The 25940-nt window shown below is 36.7% G+C and carries 26 protein-coding genes, 1 tRNA gene, 1 other RNA gene and 1 pseudogene; 6 read left to right on the top strand and 23 right to left on the bottom strand.

Annotation, left to right across the window (positions count from 1 at the left end; genetic code table 11):
- Positions 1-21 precede the first annotated feature (21 nt).
- The 5 genes from HNQ37_RS03210 to HNQ37_RS08605 form a co-directional block, all read right to left on the bottom strand.
- The gene (locus HNQ37_RS03210) at positions 22-1185 is read right to left on the bottom strand and encodes a THUMP domain-containing class I SAM-dependent RNA methyltransferase (RefSeq protein WP_183539261.1); all 1164 of its coding nucleotides are present in this window, start codon (positions 1183-1185) and stop codon (positions 22-24) included.
- A gap of 167 nt (positions 1186-1352) precedes the next feature.
- An RNA gene (gene rnpB, locus HNQ37_RS03205) (RNase P RNA component class B) lies at positions 1353-1706 on the bottom strand.
- Positions 1707-1719: 13 nt separating this feature from the next.
- Positions 1720-2154 carry a DivIVA domain-containing protein gene (locus HNQ37_RS03200; RefSeq protein ID WP_183539259.1) on the bottom strand — a complete coding sequence of 145 codons (435 nt, stop codon included), beginning with the start codon at positions 2152-2154 and terminating at the stop codon, positions 1720-1722.
- A 76-nt stretch (positions 2155-2230) separates the two neighbouring features.
- Positions 2231-3229, bottom strand: coding sequence for a DNA polymerase III subunit delta (gene holA, locus HNQ37_RS03195; protein ID WP_183539257.1), 999 nt, complete (start codon positions 3227-3229; stop codon positions 2231-2233).
- The gene (locus tag HNQ37_RS08605) at positions 3229-5625 is read right to left on the bottom strand and encodes a DNA translocase FtsK (RefSeq protein ID WP_343066565.1); all 2397 of its coding nucleotides are present in this window, start codon (positions 5623-5625) and stop codon (positions 3229-3231) included. The genes holA and HNQ37_RS08605 overlap by 1 nt, the downstream gene beginning before the upstream one ends.
- A gap of 735 nt (positions 5626-6360) precedes the next feature.
- Between HNQ37_RS08605 and HNQ37_RS03185 the strand changes: the two genes are divergently transcribed.
- Positions 6361-7146 carry a Cof-type HAD-IIB family hydrolase gene (locus HNQ37_RS03185; protein ID WP_183539255.1) on the top strand — a complete coding sequence of 262 codons (786 nt, stop codon included), beginning with the start codon at positions 6361-6363 and terminating at the stop codon, positions 7144-7146.
- A gap of 51 nt (positions 7147-7197) precedes the next feature.
- On the opposite strand, the gene scrK is transcribed toward HNQ37_RS03185, so the two are convergent.
- The 4 genes from scrK to HNQ37_RS03165 form a co-directional block, all read right to left on the bottom strand.
- Entirely contained in the window at positions 7198-8073 is an 876-nt protein-coding gene (scrK, locus tag HNQ37_RS03180; RefSeq protein WP_183539253.1) for a fructokinase ScrK, read from the bottom strand.
- Between the two features lie 589 nt (positions 8074-8662).
- On the bottom strand, positions 8663-9103 hold the full coding sequence (locus tag HNQ37_RS03175; RefSeq protein ID WP_183539251.1) for a DUF4064 domain-containing protein: 441 nt from the start codon (positions 9101-9103) through the stop codon (positions 8663-8665).
- A 122-nt stretch (positions 9104-9225) separates the two neighbouring features.
- On the bottom strand, positions 9226-10206 hold the full coding sequence (gene pta / locus HNQ37_RS03170) for a phosphate acetyltransferase (protein ID WP_183539249.1): 981 nt from the start codon (positions 10204-10206) through the stop codon (positions 9226-9228).
- Positions 10207-10305: 99 nt separating this feature from the next.
- Positions 10306-10944, bottom strand: a complete 639-nt coding sequence (locus HNQ37_RS03165) for a glycoside hydrolase family 73 protein (protein ID WP_246415586.1) — start codon at positions 10942-10944, stop codon at positions 10306-10308.
- A gap of 413 nt (positions 10945-11357) precedes the next feature.
- Here HNQ37_RS03165 and HNQ37_RS03160 point away from each other — a divergent pair, with 413 nt between their 5' ends.
- From HNQ37_RS03160 to HNQ37_RS03150, 3 genes and pseudogenes are all read left to right on the top strand, one after another.
- Positions 11358-11609: an Arm DNA-binding domain-containing protein gene (locus HNQ37_RS03160; protein ID WP_183539246.1), complete on the top strand. Its 252-nt coding sequence runs from the start codon at positions 11358-11360 to the stop codon at positions 11607-11609.
- Positions 11610-11636: 27 nt separating this feature from the next.
- Entirely contained in the window at positions 11637-11816 is a 180-nt protein-coding gene (locus tag HNQ37_RS03155; protein ID WP_183539244.1) for a hypothetical protein, read from the top strand.
- Between the two features lie 160 nt (positions 11817-11976).
- Positions 11977-12222: pseudogene (locus HNQ37_RS03150) on the top strand (tyrosine-type recombinase/integrase); the annotation flags it as partial.
- Positions 12223-12278: 56 nt separating this feature from the next.
- On the opposite strand, the gene HNQ37_RS03145 reads toward HNQ37_RS03150, so the two are convergent.
- Positions 12279-12351, bottom strand: a tRNA-Arg gene (locus HNQ37_RS03145).
- Between the two features lie 30 nt (positions 12352-12381).
- Positions 12382-13374, bottom strand: a complete 993-nt coding sequence (locus HNQ37_RS03140) for a Gfo/Idh/MocA family protein (protein WP_183539242.1) — start codon at positions 13372-13374, stop codon at positions 12382-12384.
- A gap of 83 nt (positions 13375-13457) precedes the next feature.
- On the opposite strand from HNQ37_RS03140, the gene udk reads away from it, so the two are divergent.
- Positions 13458-14099 (top strand): uridine kinase, encoded by a 642-nt coding sequence (udk, locus tag HNQ37_RS03135; RefSeq protein ID WP_183539241.1) that lies wholly within the window; start codon positions 13458-13460, stop codon positions 14097-14099.
- Complete coding sequence (gene trhA / locus HNQ37_RS03130) at positions 14096-14746, top strand: PAQR family membrane homeostasis protein TrhA (RefSeq protein WP_183539240.1); 651 nt, start codon at positions 14096-14098, stop codon at positions 14744-14746. Before udk ends, trhA begins: the two co-directional genes overlap by 4 nt.
- A gap of 52 nt (positions 14747-14798) precedes the next feature.
- Here the strand turns inward: trhA and yidD are convergent, their stop codons facing one another.
- From yidD to HNQ37_RS03070, 12 genes are all read right to left on the bottom strand, one after another.
- The gene (gene yidD, locus HNQ37_RS03125) at positions 14799-15050 is read right to left on the bottom strand and encodes a membrane protein insertion efficiency factor YidD (protein WP_183539239.1); all 252 of its coding nucleotides are present in this window, start codon (positions 15048-15050) and stop codon (positions 14799-14801) included.
- Positions 15047-16792, bottom strand: a complete 1746-nt coding sequence (locus HNQ37_RS03120; protein ID WP_183539238.1) for a 1-deoxy-D-xylulose-5-phosphate synthase — start codon at positions 16790-16792, stop codon at positions 15047-15049. Before HNQ37_RS03120 ends, yidD begins: the two co-directional genes overlap by 4 nt.
- Before the next feature lie 343 nt (positions 16793-17135).
- Complete coding sequence (locus HNQ37_RS03115) at positions 17136-18515, bottom strand: sensor histidine kinase (protein WP_246415584.1); 1380 nt, start codon at positions 18513-18515, stop codon at positions 17136-17138.
- Between the two features lie 5 nt (positions 18516-18520).
- A complete protein-coding gene (locus tag HNQ37_RS03110; RefSeq protein WP_183539237.1) occupies positions 18521-19189 on the bottom strand; it encodes a response regulator transcription factor in 669 nt (222 codons plus the stop codon).
- Positions 19190-19350: 161 nt separating this feature from the next.
- Entirely contained in the window at positions 19351-19623 is a 273-nt protein-coding gene (locus tag HNQ37_RS03105) for a DUF1294 domain-containing protein (RefSeq protein WP_183539274.1), read from the bottom strand.
- A gap of 190 nt (positions 19624-19813) precedes the next feature.
- Positions 19814-20950, bottom strand: coding sequence for an ABC transporter ATP-binding protein (locus tag HNQ37_RS03100; protein ID WP_183539236.1), 1137 nt, complete (start codon positions 20948-20950; stop codon positions 19814-19816).
- A gap of 228 nt (positions 20951-21178) precedes the next feature.
- Positions 21179-22663 (bottom strand): LCP family protein, encoded by a 1485-nt coding sequence (locus HNQ37_RS03095; RefSeq protein ID WP_183539234.1) that lies wholly within the window; start codon positions 22661-22663, stop codon positions 21179-21181.
- A 619-nt stretch (positions 22664-23282) separates the two neighbouring features.
- The gene (locus HNQ37_RS03090) at positions 23283-24008 is read right to left on the bottom strand and encodes a CHAP domain-containing protein (protein ID WP_183539231.1); all 726 of its coding nucleotides are present in this window, start codon (positions 24006-24008) and stop codon (positions 23283-23285) included.
- A 26-nt stretch (positions 24009-24034) separates the two neighbouring features.
- Positions 24035-25123 (bottom strand): GH25 family lysozyme, encoded by a 1089-nt coding sequence (locus HNQ37_RS03085; protein ID WP_183539229.1) that lies wholly within the window; start codon positions 25121-25123, stop codon positions 24035-24037.
- On the bottom strand, positions 25123-25290 hold the full coding sequence (locus HNQ37_RS03080) for a hypothetical protein (protein WP_183539226.1): 168 nt from the start codon (positions 25288-25290) through the stop codon (positions 25123-25125). Before HNQ37_RS03080 ends, HNQ37_RS03085 begins: the two co-directional genes overlap by 1 nt.
- Positions 25283-25603: a hypothetical protein gene (locus tag HNQ37_RS03075; RefSeq protein ID WP_183539224.1), complete on the bottom strand. Its 321-nt coding sequence runs from the start codon at positions 25601-25603 to the stop codon at positions 25283-25285. The genes HNQ37_RS03080 and HNQ37_RS03075 overlap by 8 nt, the downstream gene beginning before the upstream one ends.
- A 13-nt stretch (positions 25604-25616) precedes the next feature.
- Positions 25617-25934, bottom strand: coding sequence for a holin (locus HNQ37_RS03070; RefSeq protein WP_183539222.1), 318 nt, complete (start codon positions 25932-25934; stop codon positions 25617-25619).
- Positions 25935-25940 lie beyond the last annotated feature (6 nt).

Below are 25940 nucleotides of genomic sequence, written 5' to 3'. Positions count from 1 at the left end.
CCAACTATATTGGACCTAGCCCTATTTTTTTAATCTTTTTCCAAAAAATTGATAAACATTTGACTTTAATGCTCCATTATAAAGCTTGCGTTTTTTGGTTGCTCTGTTCTCAAAATATGTCTCAAAAGCCTCATCTGCTGTAATTATATACTTACTCCATGTATCAAGAGGTCTAAATGTCTCTCCCATATCCCGATAGAGCTTATGAACAAGTTCTTCGTCTCCCAAACGCTCCCCATAAGGTGGATTAGAAATGATTACACCATCAAGAAGATCAGATTTAAAGTCTTGAAGGCGCATTTGCTTATATTGTATCACATTCTTAAGGCCTGCCGCAACCGTGTTTCGACGAGCGATTTCCACCATCCTACCATCAATATCATAACCCTGAATATCCAGTTTTAAATCCGATTTTTCATTCAGCTTAGCCTCTTTTTTTAGAGCCTCAAAATTTGCATTTTCCATGAACCATGGCCATTTTTCAAAAGAAAAGGTACGGTTGAGTCCAGGTGCAATATTTTTCGCAATCATTGCTGCTTCTATGCAGAAAGTCCCTGATCCACAAGTTGGATCTACAAAAGGACGCAACGGATTAGCTGGCCATGTCGTAAGAAGAATAATTGCTGCAGCCAAATTTTCCTTAATTGGTGCGCCACCGTGTTCAGTCCTATAACCTCGTTTGAAAAGCGATTCACCTGTCGTATCTAAAAGGATCGTAACCTCATCCTTGTTTATCAGAACTTCAATTGAATATTCTGGTCCATTTTCCATTAAGGGTAAACTCTCAGGGCGATGGTAATGCTGTTGAAGTCGCTTGACTATTGCCTTTTTTGTAATTGCCTGGATAGTCGGCTCATTATGTAATTGAGATTTAACTGACTTGGCCTTAGCTACCGGAAAGCTTGATCCTAGTGGCAAAAACTCTGGCCAATCAAGGTTAAAAACACTGTTGAAAAGTTCATCAAAAGTCTTCGATGTAAATTCACCCACAACAATCTTTACTCGATCAGCAGTCCTAAGCCAGAGATTCGCTTTTGCAATATCTGCCGGCTCTCCTTCAAAGAAAACCCGAGATCTGTCGTCTATCTTTACCGACTCTGCATAACCTAAGTTACGTAATTCACGCGCTACTAAACTCTCGAGCCCTGCCGATGCAGTAGCTTGAATTTTAAAATTCCTTCTCATCTTGTTGTTTTCCTCAACTTTTGAATCTTTAATTAACTTTCCTTATTAGGGGATAGGTCTGAGTAATTTTTTAATAGGATTTCTAGTTATTGTAGGAACCAAAATAATTTTATAAAGTGCTTTATCATAAAAAGCTGAGGCATAAGCCCCAGCCACGTCAAACAGTTTTCTATAAGCCAAGTTTTGTCCGGATGCTTCCATCCTGGATAATCATCTGTCTCGTGCAATGCACGCTCGACCACGCCTTCAATTTGGCTAGTCAAATGCCCCGACCGTAGTTTGGGTTGCTCGCTTGAGGGGTTTACCACGTTCCAGCCTTTCCGTTTTCAGAAAGATTCGTCTCTATGGCACTTTAAAGCTAATTTGGCATATCTAAAAGACTTAGTCCATTTCACCGCCGTTAGGGTTGACGCCCTACTCAGACTTATTTATTCGTCTGACACAATCACTCCGCACATCGCAGTGCGGACGAGCCTGGACTTTCCTCACGATATCTAAACATCGTGCGATTATCCGAAAACTGTATATATTTTATTAATTAGTCGCCGCTTCGCCAAATTTAGAATCTGGACCAAAGACAGCACGTTCCAAACGATTGATTCTTTTTAGTAAATCAAAGTTTGAAGGTTCTTTAATCTGAACAGAAGGAGTTGTTTTTCCACCCATATTGGCCACAACATTCCCTTGTTGTGTAAATGGATCGAAACGCTGTGTTTGTTCAAGTTCAGCAGTTGCTGCCACAAGTGCAGCAACCTTGCCAGTGTTACCTGAATGTTGTTCAAGATCAGCAACACGATTTTTTAAAAATTCATTTTCTTCTTGAAGACGCAAAATTTCGGCTTGGAAATTTTCATAATCAACAATGACAGAATCAAGCATTTCATCTACTTGGTCTTTGTCATAGCCTCGCATCTTAATATTAAAATCTGTTTCATAAATTTCTTTAGGCGTTAGTTTATAAGTTGCCATTTAATTATTTCCATTCCCTCAATTTTTACAAAAGATGCAAATCTTCACTAGATCTTAACAAAAATTCTTCAAAATTTCAAGCTAAAGACAATTTCATTAGCGCCACATCAAAGAGTAATTCTTTATCAGCTCGACCCGTCTTGATTTCATAATCAAGGTTAATCAATGCCAGCAAGGACTCGCGTAAGTACTTACGCGAAAGTTTTCTAACTAAATCATTTGCTAGTTTGACTCGATAAGGGTGAATCTTAAGTTGACTAGTTTGTTGACTTTCTGGAGTTTTTTGAGTCTGAAAGATTTTTACCTGATAATAAAGTTGGTAAGAATTTGTCAAAATTGCTAAAATTTTGACAATATCTTCCCCAGCATTCATTAAATCTGTTACTAAATTTCGTGCCTCGTTTGCCCTGCCTTTTAATACTAAGTCAGTCAGATCAAAAATATTTTCCTGAAGAGATTTTGGAATTATTCTTTCCAAATCGTCCAAAAGGATTTCTTTACTATTGGCATAAGTCTGTAGAAGTGCCAGGTTTTGTTTCATAATTGAAAAGCTGAAGCTTGATTTTTCTGCCAACCGAAGTAGAACTCGTGGCTTCAATTCTGAATTCTTCATGAAGTAATTTTGTAACTCTTGAGGACTTAAAGGTATAGCTTCTAAAATAAGAGCTGTCTTTTTTAGCATTTTTGTTACTTTCAATCGAGAATCAAGCTTTCCATGAATGACAATTATCAGCTGAGTTGACTCAACCGGAACATCTAAAAAATGACCAAAACGCTCCATTTGATTTTCATTGAAAACAGACTTTTTTGCAGTTGAGAGATTTAATAAATTCTCGAAAATAACCAGACGTTGATCAGAAAAGAAGGGAAGACTTTCCAATTCTTCAAGGGCAACGTCTGAATCAGCCTCCAATAGATCAAAATATGACTGACTTAGGTTTGCAGTATCAAATTTAAGATATCCTAAAATCTGATCGCGTACTTCCGAGACCAATTCTTCAGATTCCCCTGCAATCACAGTAATTTGTGGTAACCCATTTTTTTTAGCATTTTCAAAATTGTCAAATATAGTCATTAGTTTAATTCTTCATCAATATAATTATCATCACCTGAATAGTCACCTGAAAGATTCATCAGGACTTTACGAGGAGTTGTTCCTTTCGCTGGACCAACTACACCAGCAGCTTCTAATTCATTCATCAAATCTGTCGCTCGATTAAAACCAACCTTCAAAGTCCGTTGAAGTTGAGCAGTGGAAGCTTTCTGAGAAGTTATCACAAATGATTTTGCTTGTTCAAAAAGAGGATCGCCTGAGTCACCAGCTGAAACACCCGCATAACCTGATCGATTGTTGTCTGCTTCATCTTCACCGGGGTCAAAGGCGTTATCATATTCAGAGTCTGATTGATTTTTTATGAAATTAACAAGAGCTTCAACATCTGAATCAGACAGAAAGGCACCCTGCAAACGTAAAGGGTGATTTTCATCAATTGGTTTGAAAAGCATGTCACCACGCCCCAATAATTTTTCGGCTCCATTTTGGTCAATAATTGTACGTGAATCTGTTCCAGAAGATACAGCAAAGGCAACACGAGAAGGAACATTTGCCTTGATCAAACCTGATATAACATCAACCGATGGACGCTGAGTTGCTAAAATCATATGAATACCAGCTGCACGTGCCTTCTGTCCTAGGCGAATAATTGCATCTTCAACTTCTTTTGAAGCAACCATCATCAAATCAGCTAACTCGTCAACTATTACGACAATGAATGGAAGTGGGATTTCTTTTTCTTCTGATGAAGCATTAAAGCTTTCTATTTTTTGATTATAGCCTTCCATGTTACGCACACCTTTATGACTAAAGAGTTCATACCGACGTTCCATTTCATCTACAACACGTTGCAAGGCCCGTGCTGCTTTACGTGGGTTTGTAACCACTGGAATCAACAATTGTGGAATATCGTTATACACGGAAAGTTCAACCATCTTTGGATCAACCATCAAAAATTTGACTTGTGAAGGTAGTGATTTCATCAAAATGGAAGCGATAATACCATTTACAGCTACTGATTTACCAGAGCCTGTCGAACCAGCAATAAGTAAGTGAGGCATTCGGTCTAGGTCAAATGTTTTGATTTCACCATCAAGACCCTTACCAAGAGGAATTTCTAGTAGTTTAGATGGATTCGTCCTTGCTTCCTCCCACATCTCACGGAAGCCAATCGTTGTAATTTCTAGGTTAGGAATCTCAACCCCAACTAAAGATTTCCCCGGAATAGGTGCCTCAATTCGGACATCTTTGGCAGCTAGAGCAAGTGCCAAATCATCTGACAAATTTGCTACTCGATTGACACGCACACCAGTTGCTAATTTTATCTCATATTTTGTAACTGAAGGGCCAACAACAGCAGATTCTACACTGGCATTGATACCAAATGATTTAAAAGTTCCTTCAAGAATCTTTATATTTTTCCGAACTTGAGCTTTTTCTCGATCTTGACTCTTAACCGGAACCTTGGCCAGCAAATCAGTCGTTGGAAGTTGATAAAACGCTTGGTGCTCTATAGGATGATCAAATTGATGCGCATTCTGGCGAACTCTTTTCATTGCCGCCAATTCTTCAAATTGCTCAGTATCTATGGCTTCATCTTCATGAGAGACTTCATTGTCATTAAAATTAACTGGATAATGTTCTGGAACTGAATCATAAACATCCTGCCAATCTGCATCCACATCAGTCATCATTCCCATGGGATTTTGCGTTGGTTCCGAATAATCATAATTGTCAAAATTATAGCCAGAAGTAGCAATTGGCTGTTGCGTGCCCTCACTTTCCTCAATTACTCTATCAAATCCATTTGGAACTTCATGTTCCAGATAAGCATCATTGGTTAAATCCAGCTCATTGAGGCCATTTTCTACTAGCTCCTGCTCTGCTAGAATTCTCGATTCTTCACGGAGCCTTTGCTTTTCTGCTCTAGTTTCAGAATGAGATGCTAGCATGGAGCGCACAAGATCACGAAGTTTGTGAATGAGCTTTGGTTCTGCAATCAAGCATGCAGCAACAACTAGAATAATAGCAATAATATAAACACCAACTGCTGAGAATAAAGCTTTAGATGGAAAATATAAGAGCCAGCCTATAAAACCACCTCCAGCAGGGAGACTTACTTTAAAGTGAGATAAATCAGCTAAAATATTCCAGAATGCAAGATCGGAACTAGCTTTAATTGTAAAAATGGCTTGCCAAAAAAGAACGATACCTAAAAAGCCAACAATGATTGCAGGAATAATATGGTGTTCCTCAAACCAATCTCTTTTAAGGACTGAAAAAATAAGATAAGCTAAATAAACGGTTAAAGCAACATATGCAGTGGAGCCCACAAGCAGACGAACTAAATTGTAGATCAAGATACCAAAAAAGCCCAAACGCGTGTATGCAAAGAATAGAAAAACAACGCTTGCCAAATACAGTAGTATTTTTTTGCTTACAGATTTATTATGAACTTGTTTTTTTCGAGATTTAGTAGGTCTACTATTTGTGTTTCGTTTACTTGATGTTACCATATATAATGAGTATTATATCATATCTCATGAATAACTTTTTTACCCCTGGAAGCAACACAAAGATTATAATGTCTATAAAAATGATAAAATTAATTTGAACAAAGTATGGTCTTTAGTTAATGACAACTTGAAAGGACAGTTATGGAGAAATTCAATATTAACCTAAACCCAAGAAAAATTTAGGTTCCAAAATTAAATGAGGACGCCAATCTTTTTTTCTGGTGAAATATTATCATTCATTGATTAGAATCTTTTAGGTGTCTTTTATTACTCTTTTTACAATGGGGATTTTTTACCCTTGGGCTTTATGTATGATTTATGGATGGAAAATCAATCATACCGCTATCAGTGTTCATAAAATGAAATTTACTAGGTCCGCAATTAGGTTCTTTGGGAATTGAATTAAATATTTTTTCATTTCAATCATCATGTTTGGTATCAATGTGTTTTAGGTAAATATCAAGCTTGAAGATTGGTGAACCAAGAATACAACTTTTTTAAACTGAAAATTCCTACTGGTTTTAAAATTTTAACTCTCTAATCTTTAAATTTAATCTATTCATGAAAAATAAGATTAGAAAATATATTCAAAAAATTACTTTTAAACGTCTATTTATTAAGGAGACATTTATTTCCATGAAAGATTATTCAAACTACAAGGGGCTGGCTTTTTTCGATCTTGATGGTACTCTTTTAAATTCGAAATCACAACTTGATCAAGAGGTTATTGAGGCTCTCTCAAGAATCCGAGAAAACGGTATTTTACCATTTGTTGCCACAGGACGGGGTCCATTTGAATTAAAGCATCTTATTAATAATTCTGGCATTAATGGCGCAGTCTCTATGAATGGTCAGTTCATAATGTTAGACGGTGAAGTAATTTACAAAGAAGAAATACCAACTCCAGTCATAACAAAACTTCTGGATGTGGCTTCAGCTTGCAATGAGGCAATAGCATTTTATGATGATTCACATTATTGGGTTTCTGAATTAACAAAATATGCCATCAAAGCATATGAATATGCTCATATGCCATTACCACTCGAAAAGCCTAATTATTACCTCAAAAATGAGGTAAATATGCTTTTGGTTTTGACGGATAAGCTTTCTCAACAAGACTATTACAAAGAAGCTGTACCTGAGTTGAATTTCTATATGAATTCTCCTTCTTCAATTGATGTAACTAATATTTCAACCAACAAGGGAACGGGCGTGGCTCATGTTAAAAATCTCTTGGGAATTAAAGGACCAAGTTACGGTTTTGGTGATGGGCGCAACGATTTCGCTTTATTAAGCGCCTGTGACAACAAAACTGCCATGGGAAATGCTGTTCATGGCTTAAAAGAAATTGCCGATTTTGTCACAACTGCTAACACAGATCATGGCATAATTAATGCTTTTAAACATTGGGAGATTATATAATTATAAAAAAACAAGGCTTTTCAAAAATAATGTAGCCTTGTTTTTTTCTTCTCAATTATATGAGTTCTTTATGAGTTCTTTCGCCATTGCAAAGCCCCCGATCGTAGCTGATCCATTATTTTCAATACTTGGTGTAACCAAATATTCATCTATGAGACCGGGAATTTGGACATAGTCATTAAGTAGCTTTAGGAACTGCTCTTGAACTCTAATCATCATGTGACTTTGAGCCATAACACCACCACCAAAAACAATCTTCTCTGGGGCAAAGTTAAGGGTCGTATTAACAGCCATTTGAGCAATATAGTATGCTATTATATCCCAAACAGGGCTCTCATACGGAAGGTCCTCACCACGGATACCAGTACGTGCTTCAATAGAAGGTCCTGCCGCTAGCCCTTCTAAGCAATCTCCGTGGAATGGGCAAATACCTGTAAAATCCAAATCATCTGGATGTCTTTTCACAAAAGTATGCCCCATCTCAGAATGAGAAATGCCACCCACAAATTTTCCATCCTGAACAGCGCCACCACCAATGCCAGTACCTATTGTAAAATAAACCAATGACTGTTTCCCTGTCGCAATCATTTCTCCATAAGCCGCGGCATTAACATCTGTTGTGAATGCGACTGGAACATTCAGAACTTCTTTGACTCGACTAAGCAAGTTAACCTGTGCCCAGCCAGCTTTAGGGGTTGTCGTAATATAACCATAGGTTGAGCTATTCAAGTTAATATCAATTGGTCCAAAAGAACCAATACCAAGTGAGTCAATTGGATTCTCCTTAAAAAATCTAATCACTCCTTCGATTGTTTCGTCTGGTGTAGTTGTTGGAATCTGTAATTTTTTTATAATCTTGAAATTCTCATCTCCAATTGCCAAGACAAACTTCGTTCCACCAGTTTCAACTGAACCGTATCTAACCATTTTATACTCCTATCTTTTTTTCGGCCTTTTTCATCCGCTGTTAACTTTATTTGGTGTATTTTATCTTCATATATGATATTGCTAGTTAACTAAAACCACCTCTCTAAACTCAATATATTTTTTTCGATCATTTTCCTTAATTATACCAGTAAACAACATTCCTTTGTCAGCCATCGAAGTTTTACTAATATTTAAACTCTAAAACCAACGGCTATGACATGAAAATGTCCACATCCCCTTCATAATTTGAAACGCGCTCGATAAGTTAAGTCACTCAGCTACCCAAAAACACTTGGATTAAGTACTACTTTTGGGAGTTGTATCATATATTTTCTATTATTTCAGGTAAGTGCGTTTCGACGAAAATATCCCCATTAATTGTAAAATACTACTAAAGAATTTTTTATCGTGCGCTAGAACCATGCCCATTATTACAACAAGAGTATAATTCAAGTCTTCCAAATTAATTCATAAGCTTCAAAATTCTTATGAAAACCCATATTATTTATAAATTTTTCAATTAAAACAAAAACCCAAATTTGGGTTTTCTTAAAGAAAATTAATTTTAATTTTTAAAAACTTATGTACTTTAAATAACAGGCACTTCTTCTTCATCGTCCGCATGTGGTCCCTTTAGGGCAAAAGCTAAAATCAAACAAATCGCACCAGCCGTTGAAAAAATTGATTCAACTGGATTCCCAATAATTCCAAGGACCGAGAAACAACCAAGGATACCCATCACCAATAGGTAAATCTTCCAGCCTCTTTCTTTTGGAGTGTCAATCTTAGTATAAGCAATCCATGTAAAAATCAAAACAATCAAGGTTATGAGTTGAGCCACAATCGAGAAGGTCCCTGCAAAAGATCTAGCTGCTTCAATTTCAGCACTTGACAAGTTCATGTTTGAAGGCAGTTGGCTTGTTATGTAATTTTTGTCAGAAAAGAGTTGAAAAAGTGAAAAAACTCCCAATACAAAGGTAATCGTTCGAATAATATTACCAATCAATGCAAAAATTTTAGGTTTTGACATCTTACCTCTTTCTTAACAAATTGAATAATTGAGCAGGAGCGCAAAGTATTGAAAAAACAAGTGTCCCTTTTCCCTAGCTTACTCAGAAAAGTTAAGCAAAAGCAAACGAAGGTTTTCCAAACTTATAAAAGGGCTTGTGAAGCTGTAATAATAGCGAGTTTGTAAACATCTTCTTCGTTACAGCCACGTGATAAATCAGCTACTGGTTTGTTCAATCCTTGAAGAATTGGGCCAAGAGCTTCGAAGTTTCCAAGACGTTGAGCAATCTTGTAACCGATGTTACCAGATTGAATTTCAGGAAAGATAAAGACAGTTGCCTTCCCAGCAACTGGGCTGTCAGGAGCTTTTTGACGAGCAACAGCTGGAACAAAGGCAGCATCAAATTGAAGTTCGCCATCAACTTCAATTTCAGGATGTGCTTCTTTAAGAATAGCGGTTGCTTCAACGACACGGTCAACATCTTCTGATTTACCAGAACCTTTTGTTGAGAATGAAAGCATCGCAACCTTAGGCTCAATATCGAAAAGTTTTGCTGTTTCAGCAGATGCAACGGCAATGTCAGCCAATGTCGCAGAATCTGGCTTAATGTTAATTGCACAATCTGCAAAAAGATATTTCTCATTATCATCGCGTCCGCGAACCATAACAAAAGCACCTGAAACTGATTTAACGCCTGGTTTAGTCTTGATAATTTGGAGAGCTGGACGAACCGTATCGGCTGTTGAGTGAATGGCACCAGAAACCATTCCATCTGCAATTCCCATTTGAACCAACATTGTGCCAAAGTAGTTTGGATCTTTAAGAATATTCTCAGCTTGCTCTTTTGTTACTTTACCTTTACGAAGACTTACGAAGGTTTCAATCATTTGAGGAAAACGAACGCAGTTATTCGGATCATAGATTTCAAAACCTTCGGGATTAATTCCACGATCGATTAAGCCTTTTGTCACTTCTTCAATATTACCAATAAAAACTGGTGTCACCAATTTATCTGCACTCAAGCGATTAGCTGCACCAAGTATACGAATATCTGTTCCTTCTGGGAAGACAATTTTCAAATTTTTACCTGAAATCTTTACCTTTAGTGATTCAAAAAGTTCCATTAAATAGTTTCTCCTTTATATCTTGCACTTGCTTTGTAAGCGCCATTCTACTCTGTAATTATACCACAAAGCCTGATCTGTGGCGTCGCTAACTCAATCCTAATAATCATATTCCGACAGATGATATTCGTTAATTAGTCCAATTAATTTTTTACCATAATTTGGATCTGTCGCATAGCCATCGTTCTGCAAATCCTGAGCAGCCACTTTATAATCGTTTGTTTCTAGAACATTTAAATAATGCACGGGATCCCAGTCAACCCCGTTCACTAAGAGTTGAGTGTGTGCATCAATTGAATCTTCCCAACTGCTATAAACTTTAAAAGTTCCATTTATTGTAATCCATTTGCCGTTTTGAAACTCTTTAGTACTTAAAGTAACGCTGTTTTCTCCTAAGTAGGATTTTACACCAAAAAGATTATGATATTTTGAAGCCAAACTGCTTTCTCCAAAATCTGATTCTAAGCAAGCTTGGGCAATTGTGATGCTTGAAAGTAATCCATAGTTGTTTTGTTTGGCTTTGGCCATCGGTGCAATTTTCCGAATAAAATTATATTCTTTATATACTTCTAACTGATTTTCTAAAAAGGCTGAATTATATGATTCTGGGGTCCCTTTTGAGACTATTAGTTCAAGAAATAAAAGGATAAAAATTAAAAATAGGCGTAGAAATTTTCTCCTACGCCTTACTTCTTTCATTTTTAATTGTTTTCTTTGATTTCCCCTGCCGTCTTTCATGTATCATATTCTATCATACTCTAGCTCTAAATTGAGTTTTTTTCAATTGATTCAAGTTCTGAGATTAGTTCAACAGCTACGCCTAGCTCAGATTCAGTAACGGAAACTGTTTCACCCGCTTTACTACTGCTACAGATAATTCCTATACTACTTGTAATGGATGGTCAATAGCTGCAAGCTGTATGGTATTTGTTTCTGACAGTAATTCATACTACTCAAGGGTTACTAACCCAAATAACTATAAATAAACGAGCAGAAGTCAAACGGACACACAAGGGGACTCACCCTGCATCAAGAGGCAATCAGTGTGCCATCCATGAATAAAACTATAATTCTAATATTAAACAAATAAAAACCGCTTCAGTTTGGCGACGAAGAGCGGTTTTGACTAAAGGTAGTAAACACACACATTTGTGCGTTTTACTGCACCTATTTTACCAGAAAATGAAAGAAGGTACAATATGGTGTCATTTCAGAAATTAAAAACCAGTTGGGAAGTCAGAGTTCCATATAAAACAGAAGACGGAAAATATAAGCAAAGAGTTCGTAAAGACTTTCGAACTAAGAAGAAAGCTGAGCAAGCAGCAATAAGGTTACAATTAGGAATCGAACACCCAGAAAAATTAGCTAAGAATCAAACTTTAAGAGAGTTTGTTGAAAATTGAGCAAAAGTTTATAAAGAGGCTCATGTAATGCTTAGAACCTGGGAAAAATGTATCTCAGCCTTTAGCAGTATTGATCAATTTTGGGTGATATTCCCATCTCAAAAATTACAAGAAACAATAGGTCTTAGTATAACAATTCGAGAGGCTGTCAAATCTGGTATCCATGATCAGACTTATACTCATGAATTTGTTAAAACAAAAAAATAATTACTCAATTCGAGATATCTCACTTTCAAATTATACAGTCGAAATTTTGAAAGATTATGAATTGACTTATTGGGAAAAGAATGATGAAAATAGACTATATAGCAATATTATTTCAGGGAACGGAGTTATTCAAACATTAAGGCGATTACCTGGTTGAAGACTTCATATCCACTCACTAAGGCATACTTTTGTATCTTATTTGATTTTTAAAGGTGTAGAATTGATTACTATTTCAAATATTTTAGGCCATAAAGATTTGGCAATTACACTCCAAGTTTATGCTCACCAGATTGAAGCGCTCAAAGAAAAAATCGCGATAAAGTTAAAGAAGTTTTTGACTCTATGTGATTTGTCTGGTAATAATTTTAAGATTTTTTATGATTACGTGGGATTCTCTAAATCTTAAAACATTGATATATAAGGTTTTACAGGATCGTGTAAAATCGTTAAAAGCTTTTAAAATGGCCCCTGCCGGATTCGAACCAGCCACTAATTCTTAGGAGGAACTTGTTATATCCAAATTAACTAAGGAGCCCAGAAGTATTAAAAACACTTCCTTATTCTATCAAATTTTTTCTTGTTTATCAGCATCAAATACAATTCCAGCTGTTTTTCTCATTTCAAAGAGAGTATCATTTACTTGTTTGGCTAATGTTAGTAGCAAACTATATTTGTCATGATCATTATTATTTAAAAGATTTGAAAATGCTTTTGCTTCATCATAAAGAGGATTTTCAATTTGATTGATTGTAAATTCTTCCTTTTCTCCATTTAACTTAATAAAAGTTGCATTTTCAGTTCCAGCTACACTATCCAGAACCAATGTTCCTTCACTCGTATAGACCTCACTTGTCAAGTAACTATTAAGATTTCCAGCATTAAACAAGTTGATATCAAAGGTATCATATCTAAGAAGTCCAACACCTGAAACATCAACACCTGAAGGTAAGAGTTGAGCATTATATTTCGCAACCTGCGGTTGACCAAATTGACCAATTGACCAATAAACAAGGTATACGCCTAAGTCGGCTAAAATACCTCCTGAGAACTTTGGGTTCCATTTATTGGGCAATTCCCCAGCCAAGAGAGCCGACATTTTGGATGAATATTTTGCATACGTCAAATTTGCACCCAAAATAGTCTTATTGGACAAAAATTCTTTAACAATTGCAAAGGCCTCATCATGAATATGGCGAGCAGCTTCTAAAACAAAGACACCGTGCTTTTCCGCAAGATCAAAAATCTCTTTAAATTCAGTTGGATTAGAGAAACAAGGTTTTTCAACAATGACGTTTTTCCCTGCTTCAACTGCAGCTTTGGCTTGCTGAAAATGAAGTGAATTTGGTGAAGCAATGTAAATGACATCAATTTCAGAATCATTGACAAAGTCTGATAAATCATTAAATACAACGACATTTGAAAAGTCTGCTACAAATTCTTGCCCCTTTTCAATTGAACGTGAGTAAGCAGCTCTTAACTCATATTCTTGAGTTTCATGAGCCGCATCAATAAATTGGCGACAAATCCAGCTTGTCCCAATCACACCTAATTTTAACATTATTTTATCCTAGCCTCCTTGTTATGTCTATAATTATATCATTCAAAGTAAAATTTCTGAAAAAAATCTGTTAAAATATTAACATGAGTGAAAAAATGATTATTATCGGTGTTACAGGTGGATCTGCTTCAGGAAAAACTTCAATTGCAGAAGAAATCTTTAATAGCTTTCCTGATGAGAGTGTTGGAATGATTCAACATGATTCATACTATAAGGAACAAACTCATTTGACACTTGAAGAGAGGCACAAAACCAACTATGATCATCCGTTAGCGTTTGATACAGACTTATTAATTACCCACCTAACTGAATTGCTCAAAGGCAATTCAGTTCAAGTTCCAGTTTATGACTATAAGATTTCAAATCGATCAGACAAAACAGTTATCCAGGAACCCACCAAAGTATTGATTGTGGAAGGCGTTCTAGTTCTTGAAGATAAAAGACTACGCGACTTGATGGATATTAAAATCTTTGTCGATACAGATGATGATATTCGTTTGATTCGCCGTATCCGCCGAGATATTCAAGAGCGCGGCCGTTCCATGGACTCCGTTCTTGAACAATATCTTCGAACAGTTAAACCCATGCATCATCAATTTGTCCAACCACAAAAGCGCTATGCAAATATCATCGTACCAAATTGGATTGACAATGAGGTCGCAGTTGACATTCTTCGTACTAAGGTATTTAGCTTCTTAAATGAGTCGGGAACTAAAAAATTATGAAAAAACAAACTTCTAAAACTTATCTCATCGTTAATGAGATTTTCAATGCAACAACACATGGAATAGCAACAGGGCTAGCTATAGCTGGTATGATCCTTCTTATTCTCAAAGGTGTCCACAATTCATCACCAATAGAGGTTGTAAGCTTTACAATATATGGTGCCATGTTAGTTTTGCTATTCCTCTTTTCGACTTTGCATCATAGTCTATATTTCTCGAGAGCACATAAGGTTTTCCAAGTCTTTGATCACGCAGGAATTTTTCTTTTAATTGCTGGAACTTATACACCTTACTGCTTAATAACCTTAAATGGCTGGATTGGCTGGACCATCTTATCTATAGTTTGGCCTTGTGCCATTCTAGGAATTGTATTTACAGCAATTTTTCTACCTAGAGCTAAGCAAGTTCCTAAATTCTCGACCGTATTATATGTTGTTATGGGCTGGTTGATTTTATTAGCTTTTCTTCCTCTATACCACCTTTTGACAGCTACTGGTTTTTGGCTACTTGTTGCCGGTGGTGTCATTTATACTGTAGGTGCCTTGATTTATCGCTACAAATTTTTCTTCTCTCATGTCTTATGGCATATCTTTGTTCTAGTAGCTGCAATGCTAATCTGGTTCTCAATTTATTTTTATGTTGGTTAAACCTTCCAAAATATAACAATAAAAAATCTTAGTCAATATTGACTAAGATTTTTTATTGTCCTTCATCTTCATTCGGATTTCGTCTTAGAGAAAAATGATCTGGTACGTAATCAATTCCTCCATGCACAAAAGGATGGCATCGCAGGATCCTTGCAATTCCCATCAAAGCTCCCTTTACACCATGTTTTTCAATGGCCTGAATCATATAATTTGAACAGGTTGGATAGTAACGACAGCTTGGTGGTATAGCTGGTGAAATAAATTTTTGATAAACTTTTACAGGTGCAGTTAACAACCTTTTCATGCTAATGCTCCAATGATATCTTTTACTGCCAATTCAGGCAAAAGATGATAGCGTTCATATAATTCTGGAACTGGAACTTCTTCATTAAACTCCTTATCTGCTCCAAAATTCAATACCTTGATCTCATAATTTCCAAGGAATCCCGCTACCTTTTGACCAAATCCCCCATCTAATATACCATCCTCAAAAGTAGCCAGAACCTTATGTGTGATTGCCAATGATTTTAGGGTTGATTTGTCAAGTTTGCTAATATGGAGAGGATTTACTAGAGTTGAAGTAATTCCAAGCTTATCCAGCTGGCTTGATACTTTTTCTGCGTTGCTAAACAAACCTCCAAGTCCTAAAAGAGCAACATCTTTCCCATATTTCGTTATTTGGTAATGTGTCTCTGAAAAACTTGAAAAAGCCGAAGGACGATGTTCAATCCCATGCTCAGGAAGGTGGATAACCACAGGATGTTCGTTCTGACTCAAGGCCCAGTTCATCATTGCAATAAGCTCTTCTTCTGAAGTTGGAGCCAAATAAACCAGATTTGGAATATTAGAAATCCATGTCATTGCCAAAGTTCCCTGATGGGTAATTGCAGTGTCTGAAATAACCCCACCATGCAACATAATTAGAGCAGGTTCATTATTGGCTGCTAAATCATGCACCATTTGATCGTAAGCTCTTTGGAGGAAAGTTGAGTTATGGAAGATAATTGGTCGTGCGCCACCGGCTGCAACAGCACCACCAAAAGTGATAGTAAATTGTTCTGCAATTCCGGCATCATAATAACGATCTGGATGTTTGGCTGCGAAATCTTTCAATTTAAAGCTTCCAGGAATTCCACCATTGATAGCAATAATTGGAGAACCTTCGGCAATTTTTTTCTCCATAACTTCATGAATCACATCATTATAGTTACGAACAGCCGGTTGCAAGCTTGCTAATTTACCTGTCTCAAGATCAAAGGCACCTTTGAAGTGCCAAGCCTCTTTATTTTCAACTGCAGGCAAATAACCATGCCCTTTTTCAGTTCTAATATGAATTAAAATTGGGTGATTAATATTTTTAAATTTTTCAAATACTTCAACTAACTTTGCAATATCATTTCCTTCTTTAACGTAGAAGTATTCCAAACCAAAGGCCCTAAATATATTATCTTCTGCAAAACCATGAGATTCTCTCAAATCCTGTAAGTTTCTATACATTCCTCCATGATTTTCAGCAATTGACATATCGTTGTCATTGACGATAATAATCAAATTTCCTTTATAGTCACCAGCGTTGTTTAGGGCTTCGTATGCCAGTCCTCCTGATAAAGAACCATCTCCGATGATGGCAATTATATTTCCTTCTCCATCTGTCAAATCCCTTGCCTTAGCAAGTCCTAAAGCGTTGGCGATAGAAGTTGAAGTATGTCCAACCTTGAAAAAATCATGAACAGATTCATCTTGGCTACTATAAGGACTGATATCATGAAAATGACCTTCCATAAATCCAAATTTACGGCCCGTTAGAATCTTATGGGGATATGTTTGATGACTGACATCCCAGATAATTTTATCCTTCGGGCTTTCAAAGACACGGTGCAGAGCTATCGTCATTTCAACTACGCCAAGATTTGGCCCCACATGTCCACCCACTGTTGAAACCTTATGAAGAATTGTATCGCGAATATCCTGAGCCAATCCTTCAAGCTCTTCAAAAGCTAAAGCCTTCACATCTTCAGGCGAATTTACTTTATCTAAAATTAACATTTTTTCCTCATTTCTGATCACTCTATTTTACTACAAAATTGGAGATATCTTACACTGCTTAGACTTGTCCAGCTCAACTCCTAATTGAGACTTCCTTTTTAATGATCAATCAATATCACAATTTTCTTTTTAAATATCTTAAAGAAATTACAATCATGGTTGTAGTAAACTTCCTTAGCAAGAGTTAACATGCACGATCCCGACAATAAATCTAAATACAAACCCCATGTTTTCCATCAATAAGCATTAAATTTTCTTACAACTAAAAAGATAACACCTCTTCTCTAAATCTAAAATAGGCTTCCATCTTAAAAAAAGACCTTCAGTGGTCTTTCCAATTATATCAGATCTTTACTTTTACAATAAATTTTGTTCCCTTTGGCTTATTATCTTCTACTGTTATTTTTCCCTTCATAGCCGTGACAATTTCATTTGCAAGAGAGAGCCCAAGACCCAGACCTCCTTTACCTCGAGTTCTAGCTTCATCAACACGGAAAAAACGATCAAATATTTTCTTCTTATCCGCAATAGAAATTCCGAGACCATTGTCTGCTACTACCAACTGCAATTCATTCTTGCTCTTGAAAAGAGTTAGCGACATATCAATCTCGCCTCCCTCATCCGTGTATTTTGTTGAATTATCAAATAGAATCGTCATCACTTGCTTAAAAAGATCTTGATCAAGTTTAAATTTCTCATTATCCCCCTGATGATCTTTCCCAAAATTAATTGAACTATTAAAAGTTCTTTGACGCTCATGGGACAAAATACCATAATTTTCAAAAACTTCTTCAAAGAAGATCTTGTTCGTATCAACAGGCTGAGGCTCAATCGCTCCATCCGATTTAGCCATATTAAGTAAGTTGGAGGTTAGAACTCTCATATTTCGCACTTCATTCAAACTAGCAGAAATATTTTCAGACTCTTGAAGTATTGTCGCGTCAGGATTTTGAAAAAGTAATTGCAAACGATTTTGCATTATTGCTAACGGTGTTCGAAGCTCATGACTAGCATTTGAAACAAAAGCTTTTTGTCGCTCCAATGCAGCTTCAACTGGTCTTAGTGAAACCCGAGATAAATAGACTGAAACAAACAGTGAGACAAACCAAAAGGCAATCATTGTAATAATAACTTCAAAGGTAATTATATTAAGACTATCTTCAATTTGATTAACATTTTGGAAAATTTGGATATAGCCAATAACGCTACCATTTGTGGCTTGTAGACTATCTAATTTGACAACAATTGTCCGGAAAGATTGCCCATCTAAATGGTAAGAACCCACATCATCTGAAAAACTTGTATCGACCTTTCGGTTCTCTGCTTTAACCGCGGCTGCCATTGGGTCAGATTCATAGTTAATTACAGCACCCGAAGGATCATAAAGTACAACATAATTTCCTGCGTTGTGAAGAGGACGATCACTAACTACATTATTATAGGAGTTATTTTGATCATTAGGTAAAGCCGCGTGTGCTCCAAAATTTGCAAATGAATTCTGCCCTTGATAAATCAGTCCTGCCTGATCCATTGCCTTGCTTCGCAAATCATTGTCAGTTGAACTATACATTCCAGCCCGAGTTGTTTGAATTATTAAAGCAGCGAGTACCAAGAAAATACCAGTAAAGGCCAAAAGGAAGCGAGAAAAATTTTTACCACTCCCTTTTATAAATTTATTAAGTTTCTGCCGAAACAATTCCCAGTATTTCTCTATTTTTATCAACTTTATCACTTAAGAATATAACCTACGTTCCTCAAGGTTTGCAATTTACTTGCAAACACGGTATCTTTCAGTTTTTTACGAATTTTGGACATATATACTTCAACCACTGTGACTGTTGTATCGGAGTCAAAGCCCCAAATCCGATCAAAAATTTGCTCTTTAGGTAATATGACGTTTTGATTTTGAAGCAAATAAACTACAAGGTCAAATTCCTTACCTAAGAGTTCAACAGGTTGATCACCAATTGTCACATTTTGATTAGCCATGTTAAGCCTTAAATCAGCATAGTTCAAAATATTATCATCATCCAGCTTACCTGCACGTTTTAGTTGGGCCATAATCCTAGCCTTCAACTCATCAAGGTAAAAAGGCTTAGTCAAGTAGTCATCAGCCCCTATTTCAAAGCCACGCATCTTATCATCCAGTCCTTCTTTGGCTGTCATAATTAGAACAGGAGTATTTACTCCCTTTTCACGGAGTTGCTTTAATAGATCAAAACCATTCAACTCAGGTAACATCAAGTCAAGTAAGATCATATCGTAAACCCCTTGTTCAGCTTCGTAAAGCCCATCTTCACCGTCAAAAGTTTGAGTTACTTCCGCAAAAGATTCTAAAAAATCTGTAACAGAGTTTGATAGGGCGAGATCATCCTCGACCAAAAGTAGCTTTATCATGATATAAATCCTCCAAGTTGCTTAACAAATTTATAGGTATGCGTTTAAACTATCTCCATAGATTCAACACTACCTTCATTTTATTATATTAATTCTACATCATTTTAAGGTTTACGACTTTCTTGAACCTTAAGATTTATTAATAATACCCTATAATTTTCTCATTTTAGATATTTTAGCATCAAATAAATAAGTGAAACATCAACAAATAAGCCAATAATCCATGAAAGCCAGAAGTACCATTTTCTAGTTTTATGATGAACAAGCATCCCTGCCAAAATTGCACCAAATCCTCCAGCTAAAAGGGTTTCTACTAGCAATACATTCTCAGGTATTCGCCAGTACCCATGTGTCGCCCTCCATTTATCTTTAGCATAAAAGATAAAAACAATGATATTCCATATCAATAAAAGGAATAAAAAACATAATTGTATACTCAAAATTAAATGTTCCTTTGCAATCTACTATATTTTAATTTTATTCTTACTAATTTACTAGTTATATAATGACCCATGTCAAATTTAATTATCTTAAGAATTCATTCATATTCTGTCATACGCAAATTATACTACAGCTATTAATAGTTTAAAATGAAAAAGGGCGATAAGCCCTTTGATATTTTAATTAATTAGTAACACGAATTTCTGTCTCAAGGTCAAAAAAATGCGCTTTATTCAAATTGAAAGTTAAGTCAACTTTTTCACCAGGTTGACGGAAATTACGTGCTTCAACACGGCAAACAAATTCTGTTTCTCCAATCCTACTATAAAGCATTGTTTCAGCACCTAGCAATTCAGAAACGACTACCTCTGCATGAACTGTCGACTCGGGGAAAGTATCTTGAACAATCGGATCTGCTGAAACATCCTCGGGACGAACTCCAAGAGTAATTTCTTTACCTTCGTAACCTTTTGCTTTCAAAAGCTTATTTTGACCTTCTGGAAGGGTCAAATCTAGCCCATTTCCATTTTGCAATTTTCCATTAGAAAAAGTTACTTTGAAGAAGTTCATAGCTGGGCTACCGATAAACCCTGCGACAAATTTATTTATTGGTTCCAAATAAAGCTCTGATGGTGTACCGATTTGTTCTACTTTCCCTACAGTTCCCGAATTATCTGCATTTGGGGAAGATGACATAATCACAATGCGGTCTGCCAAAGTCATAGCTTCAGTTTGATCGTGTGTAACATAAATTGTAGTTGAACCGATCCGACGGTGGAGCTTAGCAATTTCAGCACGCATTGACACACGGAGTTTAGCATCCAAGTTTGACAAAGGCTCGTCCATTAGGAAAACTTTAGCATCGCGAACAATGGCACGTCCCATGGCAACACGTTGACGTTGACCGCCAGACAAATCAGCCGGTTTGCGGTCAAGTAAATTAGTCAAACCAAGAATCTCAGCTGCTTCTTCAACACGTCTTTTTATTTCAGCTTTATCAAACTTCCTTAATTTGAGACCAAAGGCCATGTTATCGAACACAGTCATATGCGGATACAAAGCGTAGTTTTGGAAAACCATAGCAATGTCGCGATCTTTTGGAGCGACATCATTCATAACTTTGTCATTAATCCTGAGAGTTCCTTCTGTAATGTCCTCAAGTCCAGCAACCATACGAAGTGTCGTCGATTTACCACAACCAGAAGGACCAACAAAGACAATAAATTCCTTGTCCTTGATGTCAATGTTGAAATCTTCAACTGCGTACTGTGTGGCAGAAGGGTATTTCTTAAAAATGTGTTCCAAATTAAGCGTAGTCATGCTATAATTTTCCTTTCTTTGCCTGCATCCCAGGCGGTTTATTTATGTGTATTATCATTGAAATTTTTAGGACTACTTCAACAATAGCCTAATTATACTGAAATCATTTCCGTTTATCAAGAAAAGCGTAAGGGCTTTCATTGTGATTTTTCCAAAATCGTACTTTTAAGTCAAAAAAAGACTGAAAATTAATATTTCAATCTTTTTTACTAAATAAATTTAAAGTCATTAATTTCCAAAAAAATTTTCAATTCTCTGACTATATGTTGGGATATCAATTTCCAAACCGAGACCATAATACTGGTCATATGCATTTTGCCAGTCATTTAAAGTTGGATCTGGAACTGAGTATTTTGACGTTCCATTCTTGAAATCCAAAACAGCTCCAGGCCCATTTAATAGGAAAAAGCTATTCGGAATGTTTGTCTCAGTCAAAGCTTTTGCTTTACCTAGCGCAGAAGCTCCTGTAAATAATGAAAGAGGATTCTTAAGATTTGACATTAAAGTTGACATCACTTGTTGTTGACGCTGAACACGACCAAAATCATTATTATCATCATGGCGGAAACGAGAATAATTTAGTAGAGTTCGACCATCCATCTTCTGCTGTCCTTGCTTAATCATCATGAATATGCCACCTGCATCATATCCATAAGCAGTTGCCTCTTCATCAGACAGGGTTTTATCACTTGCCACAATTCCATCAGTAGCTGATAGGTCATCTGGCACGGGTACTTCATTGTAAGTTTGACCTCCAATTGTACCAAATTGAGCATCAATTGGCACCCCACTGGGGAAAAGGGTATCAATGATTGATGCAAAGCTTGAGAAGTCAGTTAATGCATAGTATTGACACTTAATACCAAAATTTGCTTGAATGGTTTCACGGAGCAACTCTGGTCCTTTTCCACCCTCTTGTTCACCCAGAGTAAATGCTGTGTTAATCTTCAAGTCATCATCTGATCCATTGCTGTAGCCAGGAATATTGACTAAAGTATCACGCATTATACTCAACATTTTAACTTTATGGTCCTTCGCATTAAACTGAACGATCATAATAGAATCAGTATGTGCAACCTGTGAAGACTGGTTTGGACGTTGGTCAGCTCCCATCACAAGGATATTTATGGCGCCTGAGCTGGTTTTTTGGCCATTAAAGGTCTCAGTCTTTACGGCTCCACCAGCTTCTTTACTTCCTTGAGCATACCCATAAATGAAGAAGCCAATTAACACAAGGAGGATTGTTAAGAAAAGCAAGAAGATATTACGTATCCAATGGTGCTTCTTCTTTTGCTTTGGCTTACTGTTTTTTGAAGATATAGTTTGACGTCTTGAAGACCCTGCTTTTTTAGAACTTTGCCTACTTAGTCTGGTGTTATTTTGTGTGGATTGTTCATCTTGATTTTCATTATGCTCAGAATCTTCATAGTCCTCAAACCCATTGTCAATATAGGGTGAATCGTCAATCCCCTCCCAATCTTCTTCATCTCCACGATAATAATTCTGATAATCTGGTTTTAAAAATTGGCCTGGTTGATATTCATCTTCATCCAGCCCGTCATTGAAACGCTGCTGAGATGTACTTGGAGTTCTAAAGTTCTCTTCTGCAGCAAATCTTGCCTCTAGATTTGCCAGCTCTTTTAGTTCACGTGGGCTCAAATAATCATAATTTTGGCGCAAATATCGCAACCTGTTTAGAAGTTGTTTTTCCATTCGTACATTATACCACGGTTGATATATATCTTCGCAATTTGTTGCAAATTATAGGTAAATCAAGCAATCTATGACAATTAAAATAGTTTAAAAAGTATATAAAAGTTCACTTTTTTACTCTTTTTGCCCCTTTTTTGCCCCCTTTAAAAAGCCTCAAGAGAGGCCTTTTAATCTATTATTTTTTTATTGTTTCTAAACTATTCAATTTTACTAGTCCATACAGATATAGTAGCTCCTCCATGAACTTTACCATTATGAGAGCCACACCAAGGGCAAACTATAGGTGCCCAGTCATGTTCTCCTGACATTGATCCATCGCTAATTGTGTAATTAAATGGTTTTCCACAACTACTACACTTTAACCGTTTATCCGGTTGATCGTTCATGTGATTATAATAGCTCATACCATGCGTCTCCCTTATTAATATACTTTATTTTTATTGTTCATTTTAAGTCATTATAGCAAAAAAGCTACTATTCCGGAAACTTCTTCTATTAACATTGGTCATACAATGTTAATAGTTTACCTTTTTTTAATAAAAATGTTAACAGAGCATTAAAAAAAGCCCCAACTTTTGTCAGGGCTAATAATAGAAAACGAGGGTTTTCACCTTCTTTCTTAATACATTCCATAAGGTGTGCCATCTGTGCTTACGCATTTTGCACCAGTTGCTTCAACTAGGCGTTTGTACCAAGCAGCTTGTGGAGTCCATGCATAATGAGGCATTGCCTGACCATTATTTTTAAGGTAAAGGTCATTAATCATTGTAAGTTGGTCTAAATTATTTAAAGCAATGATTTTATCATAACCATTGAAATAGAAAATTGTACCGTCTCCTGTAGTAAATGTGCATTGCATTGTTGTTTCTCCTTTTTTATTAGTGTTGTTTGAGGGATTGTCTGTATCATCTATAATTGGTGGCCTTACCGCCATGTAAGCCCCACCTGTGACCAATGTCCTAATTGTTGCATTATCTCCTGAGCCATATCCAGAACCAGTACCACCATTTGTCTCAAATTTTTGACTGTTACCAATATAAATTGCTACATGACCAAATTCTGGACTTGTTGTCCCTGGGTAAGCATTCCAAGTAATAATATCTCCATATTTAAGATCAGATTCATTACTCCAATAAAACTTTTCCCATCCAAGATGTGATTGAAGCCAGTCGGGAATATTTTTTGCAGCTCCTCCAGCTGCTTGGATTACCCCAACCTTACTAAATAAATCATTAACATAAAAATTGATGAGATCAAAGCATTGTGTTCCGTAAGCCCCATCAAAATCTAAGTATTTGCCAGTGTTATTGGTTACCCAATTAGCGACATCTGATTTTGTTGTCATTATTTCCCCCTTCTTTTTTAAATATATTAAAAGACCAAAACCTGACCGGGATAAATTAAGTTTGGGTCTTTAATACCATTAGTTTGAACTATATGTTCTACTGAGGTGCCAAGTGCTGCAGCAATTGCACTTAAACTATCCCCACCTTTTACGGTGTATGTAGAACTTGAAACTACTTTCTTACCATTAATAGCCGCTTGGACCACATCATAATAAGAGCCAAGCAAGAACATACGATCATTCCCATTCCCGTAGTGTCCTGCAAGGGTTTCACTGGTAAGGGTTTCGTGTGATTGCTGGGCTGTAACTGTACCTGCACGCTCGTTGACAATGGCTTGTACTCCCACTGCATATTGCCCCAGTGCATTTGATCGTGCAGTGCCTGAGTCCCATAAACCGGCTTGAACTTCTCCAGCGAGCGTTTCGAGGCTTTTACCTGCGATTGATCTGACTGGTTGTGCGGGTGCTGTTGGCGCAGTTGGTGCGACGTATTGCCCTCCAACTGCTGCATATCGCCCCCACGCTTCACGTGTCATGTTTGCTTGATCAAGGTCGAGGTTTCCGCCGTAACCAGGTAACTGGCCAAGATTCTCGTACTGGTAAATTGCTACAGCTGGCCAAGCACCTTGACCTTTTCCGTCTGTCCATGGGTCCGTATATCCACCGGGTACATTATCTGAGTATTGCGCACGCCACAAGCCATAGGTTTTAGCAATTTCTGTCCAGTCAAACTGACGAGTTACACTAGCAGACGTGTAGAGGATTGGATTAACTCCCGTCTTACTCGCCACGTAATCAAGCCACTGCTTCGCTCCATTTGCACCCCAAGCGTTGATTGCGCCTGCTTCAAAATCTAGAAAGAGTGCAGCTTTACCTATGTACGGTTTTACAGCATTAATAAAGTAGTCTGCTTCTTGCTGTGGGTTTCCACCACCTGCAAAGTGGTAAATACCGAGAAGTTTACCACTTGCTATAGTTTGGTCTGCAGCACGTTTGAAGTCAGGGTTAACGTAATTCGTTCCCTCTGTCGCCTTGATGATCACGAAGTCAGCGGGTACTTTTGATAAGTCTATTCCTGCCTGCCAACTCGAGATGTCGATTCCGTTTAAAGCCATTATGATTCTCCTTCTATTCTTTCGAGCTTCTTGATATTCCCATTGATGCTAATATAGTCTACATTTAGCTCATCTGATTGTTTCACAGGTATACTCACTTTTTGCCTATCTGAAAATTTTATTGGATCATGAAACTTAAAAATATTTTCATTTATATTTTTAGTCATATTTTTCTCCTTTTCCAATATGATTTACGACTTCAAGGGTTTGTACACGACCTTTAATAGCGTAAATTTCTTTAGTATGAACATCTGAAATATCAAAGAGCTTTTTATCATTTTCTTTACGTTCAATACGAGATTCTGTTAAATCATTTCTTAATTCTTGCATAGTCATATCAAGCTTTTCCATTGTATTGTTGAAATCATTTAAAATGTAGCCTTTAAGCATTCGGAGGATTATTGCAAACCCTCCGAACGTTCCTCCAATAACAGTAAATATTAAGCCAATGAGTTGCAACTTACTTGTCCAGTCATTCATACTCACCCGATTTCTAAGCTACTTTGAGCAATGATTTCAAGCCATTAACCGCGCCTTTGAGCAATGCTTGTGCTTGATCTTCGGGAACTTTAAGTTTTAACCCACTTTGATTGATCAGACTAATAAGCTTGATCGTTGCAACCTGCATTTCATCATCAGTTACGTTTGCTGGATCCTTGACGTCTGATACTGCCTGTCCTGCATAACTTTCAAGTACTTTTAGTCGTTGGTTTTTAGTGTGTGCCTGCAGTAGACGGATAGCCCAGATTGCGATAGCGCTAATTACGCCTGTATTCCAAAGTACTACGATTAAATCAATTGATTTTTCCATTTTTGT

Origin of the sequence: Lactovum miscens, assembly GCF_014202895.1 — a bacterium.
Lineage (GTDB): Bacteria > Bacillota > Bacilli > Lactobacillales > Streptococcaceae > Lactovum > Lactovum miscens.
This window is presented reverse-complemented; position numbering and strand designations above follow the sequence as displayed.

Coding starts and splice junctions, on each gene's coding strand:
- HNQ37_RS03210 (WP_183539261.1), bottom strand. CDS start 1,185: ATGAGAAGGAATTTTAAAATTCAAGCTACTGCATCGGCAGGGCTCGAG.
- HNQ37_RS03200 (WP_183539259.1), bottom strand. CDS start 2,154: ATGGCAACTTATAAACTAACGCCTAAAGAAATTTATGAAACAGATTTT.
- holA (WP_183539257.1), bottom strand. CDS start 3,229: ATGACTATATTTGACAATTTTGAAAATGCTAAAAAAAATGGGTTACCA.
- HNQ37_RS03185 (WP_183539255.1), top strand. CDS start 6,361: ATGAAAGATTATTCAAACTACAAGGGGCTGGCTTTTTTCGATCTTGAT.
- scrK (WP_183539253.1), bottom strand. CDS start 8,073: ATGGTTAGATACGGTTCAGTTGAAACTGGTGGAACGAAGTTTGTCTTG.
- HNQ37_RS03175 (WP_183539251.1), bottom strand. CDS start 9,103: ATGTCAAAACCTAAAATTTTTGCATTGATTGGTAATATTATTCGAACG.
- pta (WP_183539249.1), bottom strand. CDS start 10,206: ATGGAACTTTTTGAATCACTAAAGGTAAAGATTTCAGGTAAAAATTTG.
- HNQ37_RS03165 (WP_246415586.1), bottom strand. CDS start 10,944: ATGAAAGACGGCAGGGGAAATCAAAGAAAACAATTAAAAATGAAAGAA.
- HNQ37_RS03155 (WP_183539244.1), top strand. CDS start 11,637: ATGCTTAGAACCTGGGAAAAATGTATCTCAGCCTTTAGCAGTATTGAT.
- HNQ37_RS03140 (WP_183539242.1), bottom strand. CDS start 13,374: ATGTTAAAATTAGGTGTGATTGGGACAAGCTGGATTTGTCGCCAATTT.
- udk (WP_183539241.1), top strand. CDS start 13,458: ATGAGTGAAAAAATGATTATTATCGGTGTTACAGGTGGATCTGCTTCA.
- trhA (WP_183539240.1), top strand. CDS start 14,096: ATGAAAAAACAAACTTCTAAAACTTATCTCATCGTTAATGAGATTTTC.
- yidD (WP_183539239.1), bottom strand. CDS start 15,050: ATGAAAAGGTTGTTAACTGCACCTGTAAAAGTTTATCAAAAATTTATT.
- HNQ37_RS03120 (WP_183539238.1), bottom strand. CDS start 16,792: ATGTTAATTTTAGATAAAGTAAATTCGCCTGAAGATGTGAAGGCTTTA.
- HNQ37_RS03110 (WP_183539237.1), bottom strand. CDS start 19,189: ATGATAAAGCTACTTTTGGTCGAGGATGATCTCGCCCTATCAAACTCT.
- HNQ37_RS03100 (WP_183539236.1), bottom strand. CDS start 20,950: ATGACTACGCTTAATTTGGAACACATTTTTAAGAAATACCCTTCTGCC.
- HNQ37_RS03095 (WP_183539234.1), bottom strand. CDS start 22,663: ATGGAAAAACAACTTCTAAACAGGTTGCGATATTTGCGCCAAAATTAT.
- HNQ37_RS03090 (WP_183539231.1), bottom strand. CDS start 24,008: ATGACAACAAAATCAGATGTCGCTAATTGGGTAACCAATAACACTGGC.
- HNQ37_RS03085 (WP_183539229.1), bottom strand. CDS start 25,123: ATGGCTTTAAACGGAATCGACATCTCGAGTTGGCAGGCAGGAATAGAC.
- HNQ37_RS03080 (WP_183539226.1), bottom strand. CDS start 25,290: ATGACTAAAAATATAAATGAAAATATTTTTAAGTTTCATGATCCAATA.
- HNQ37_RS03075 (WP_183539224.1), bottom strand. CDS start 25,603: ATGAATGACTGGACAAGTAAGTTGCAACTCATTGGCTTAATATTTACT.
- HNQ37_RS03070 (WP_183539222.1), bottom strand. CDS start 25,934: ATGGAAAAATCAATTGATTTAATCGTAGTACTTTGGAATACAGGCGTA.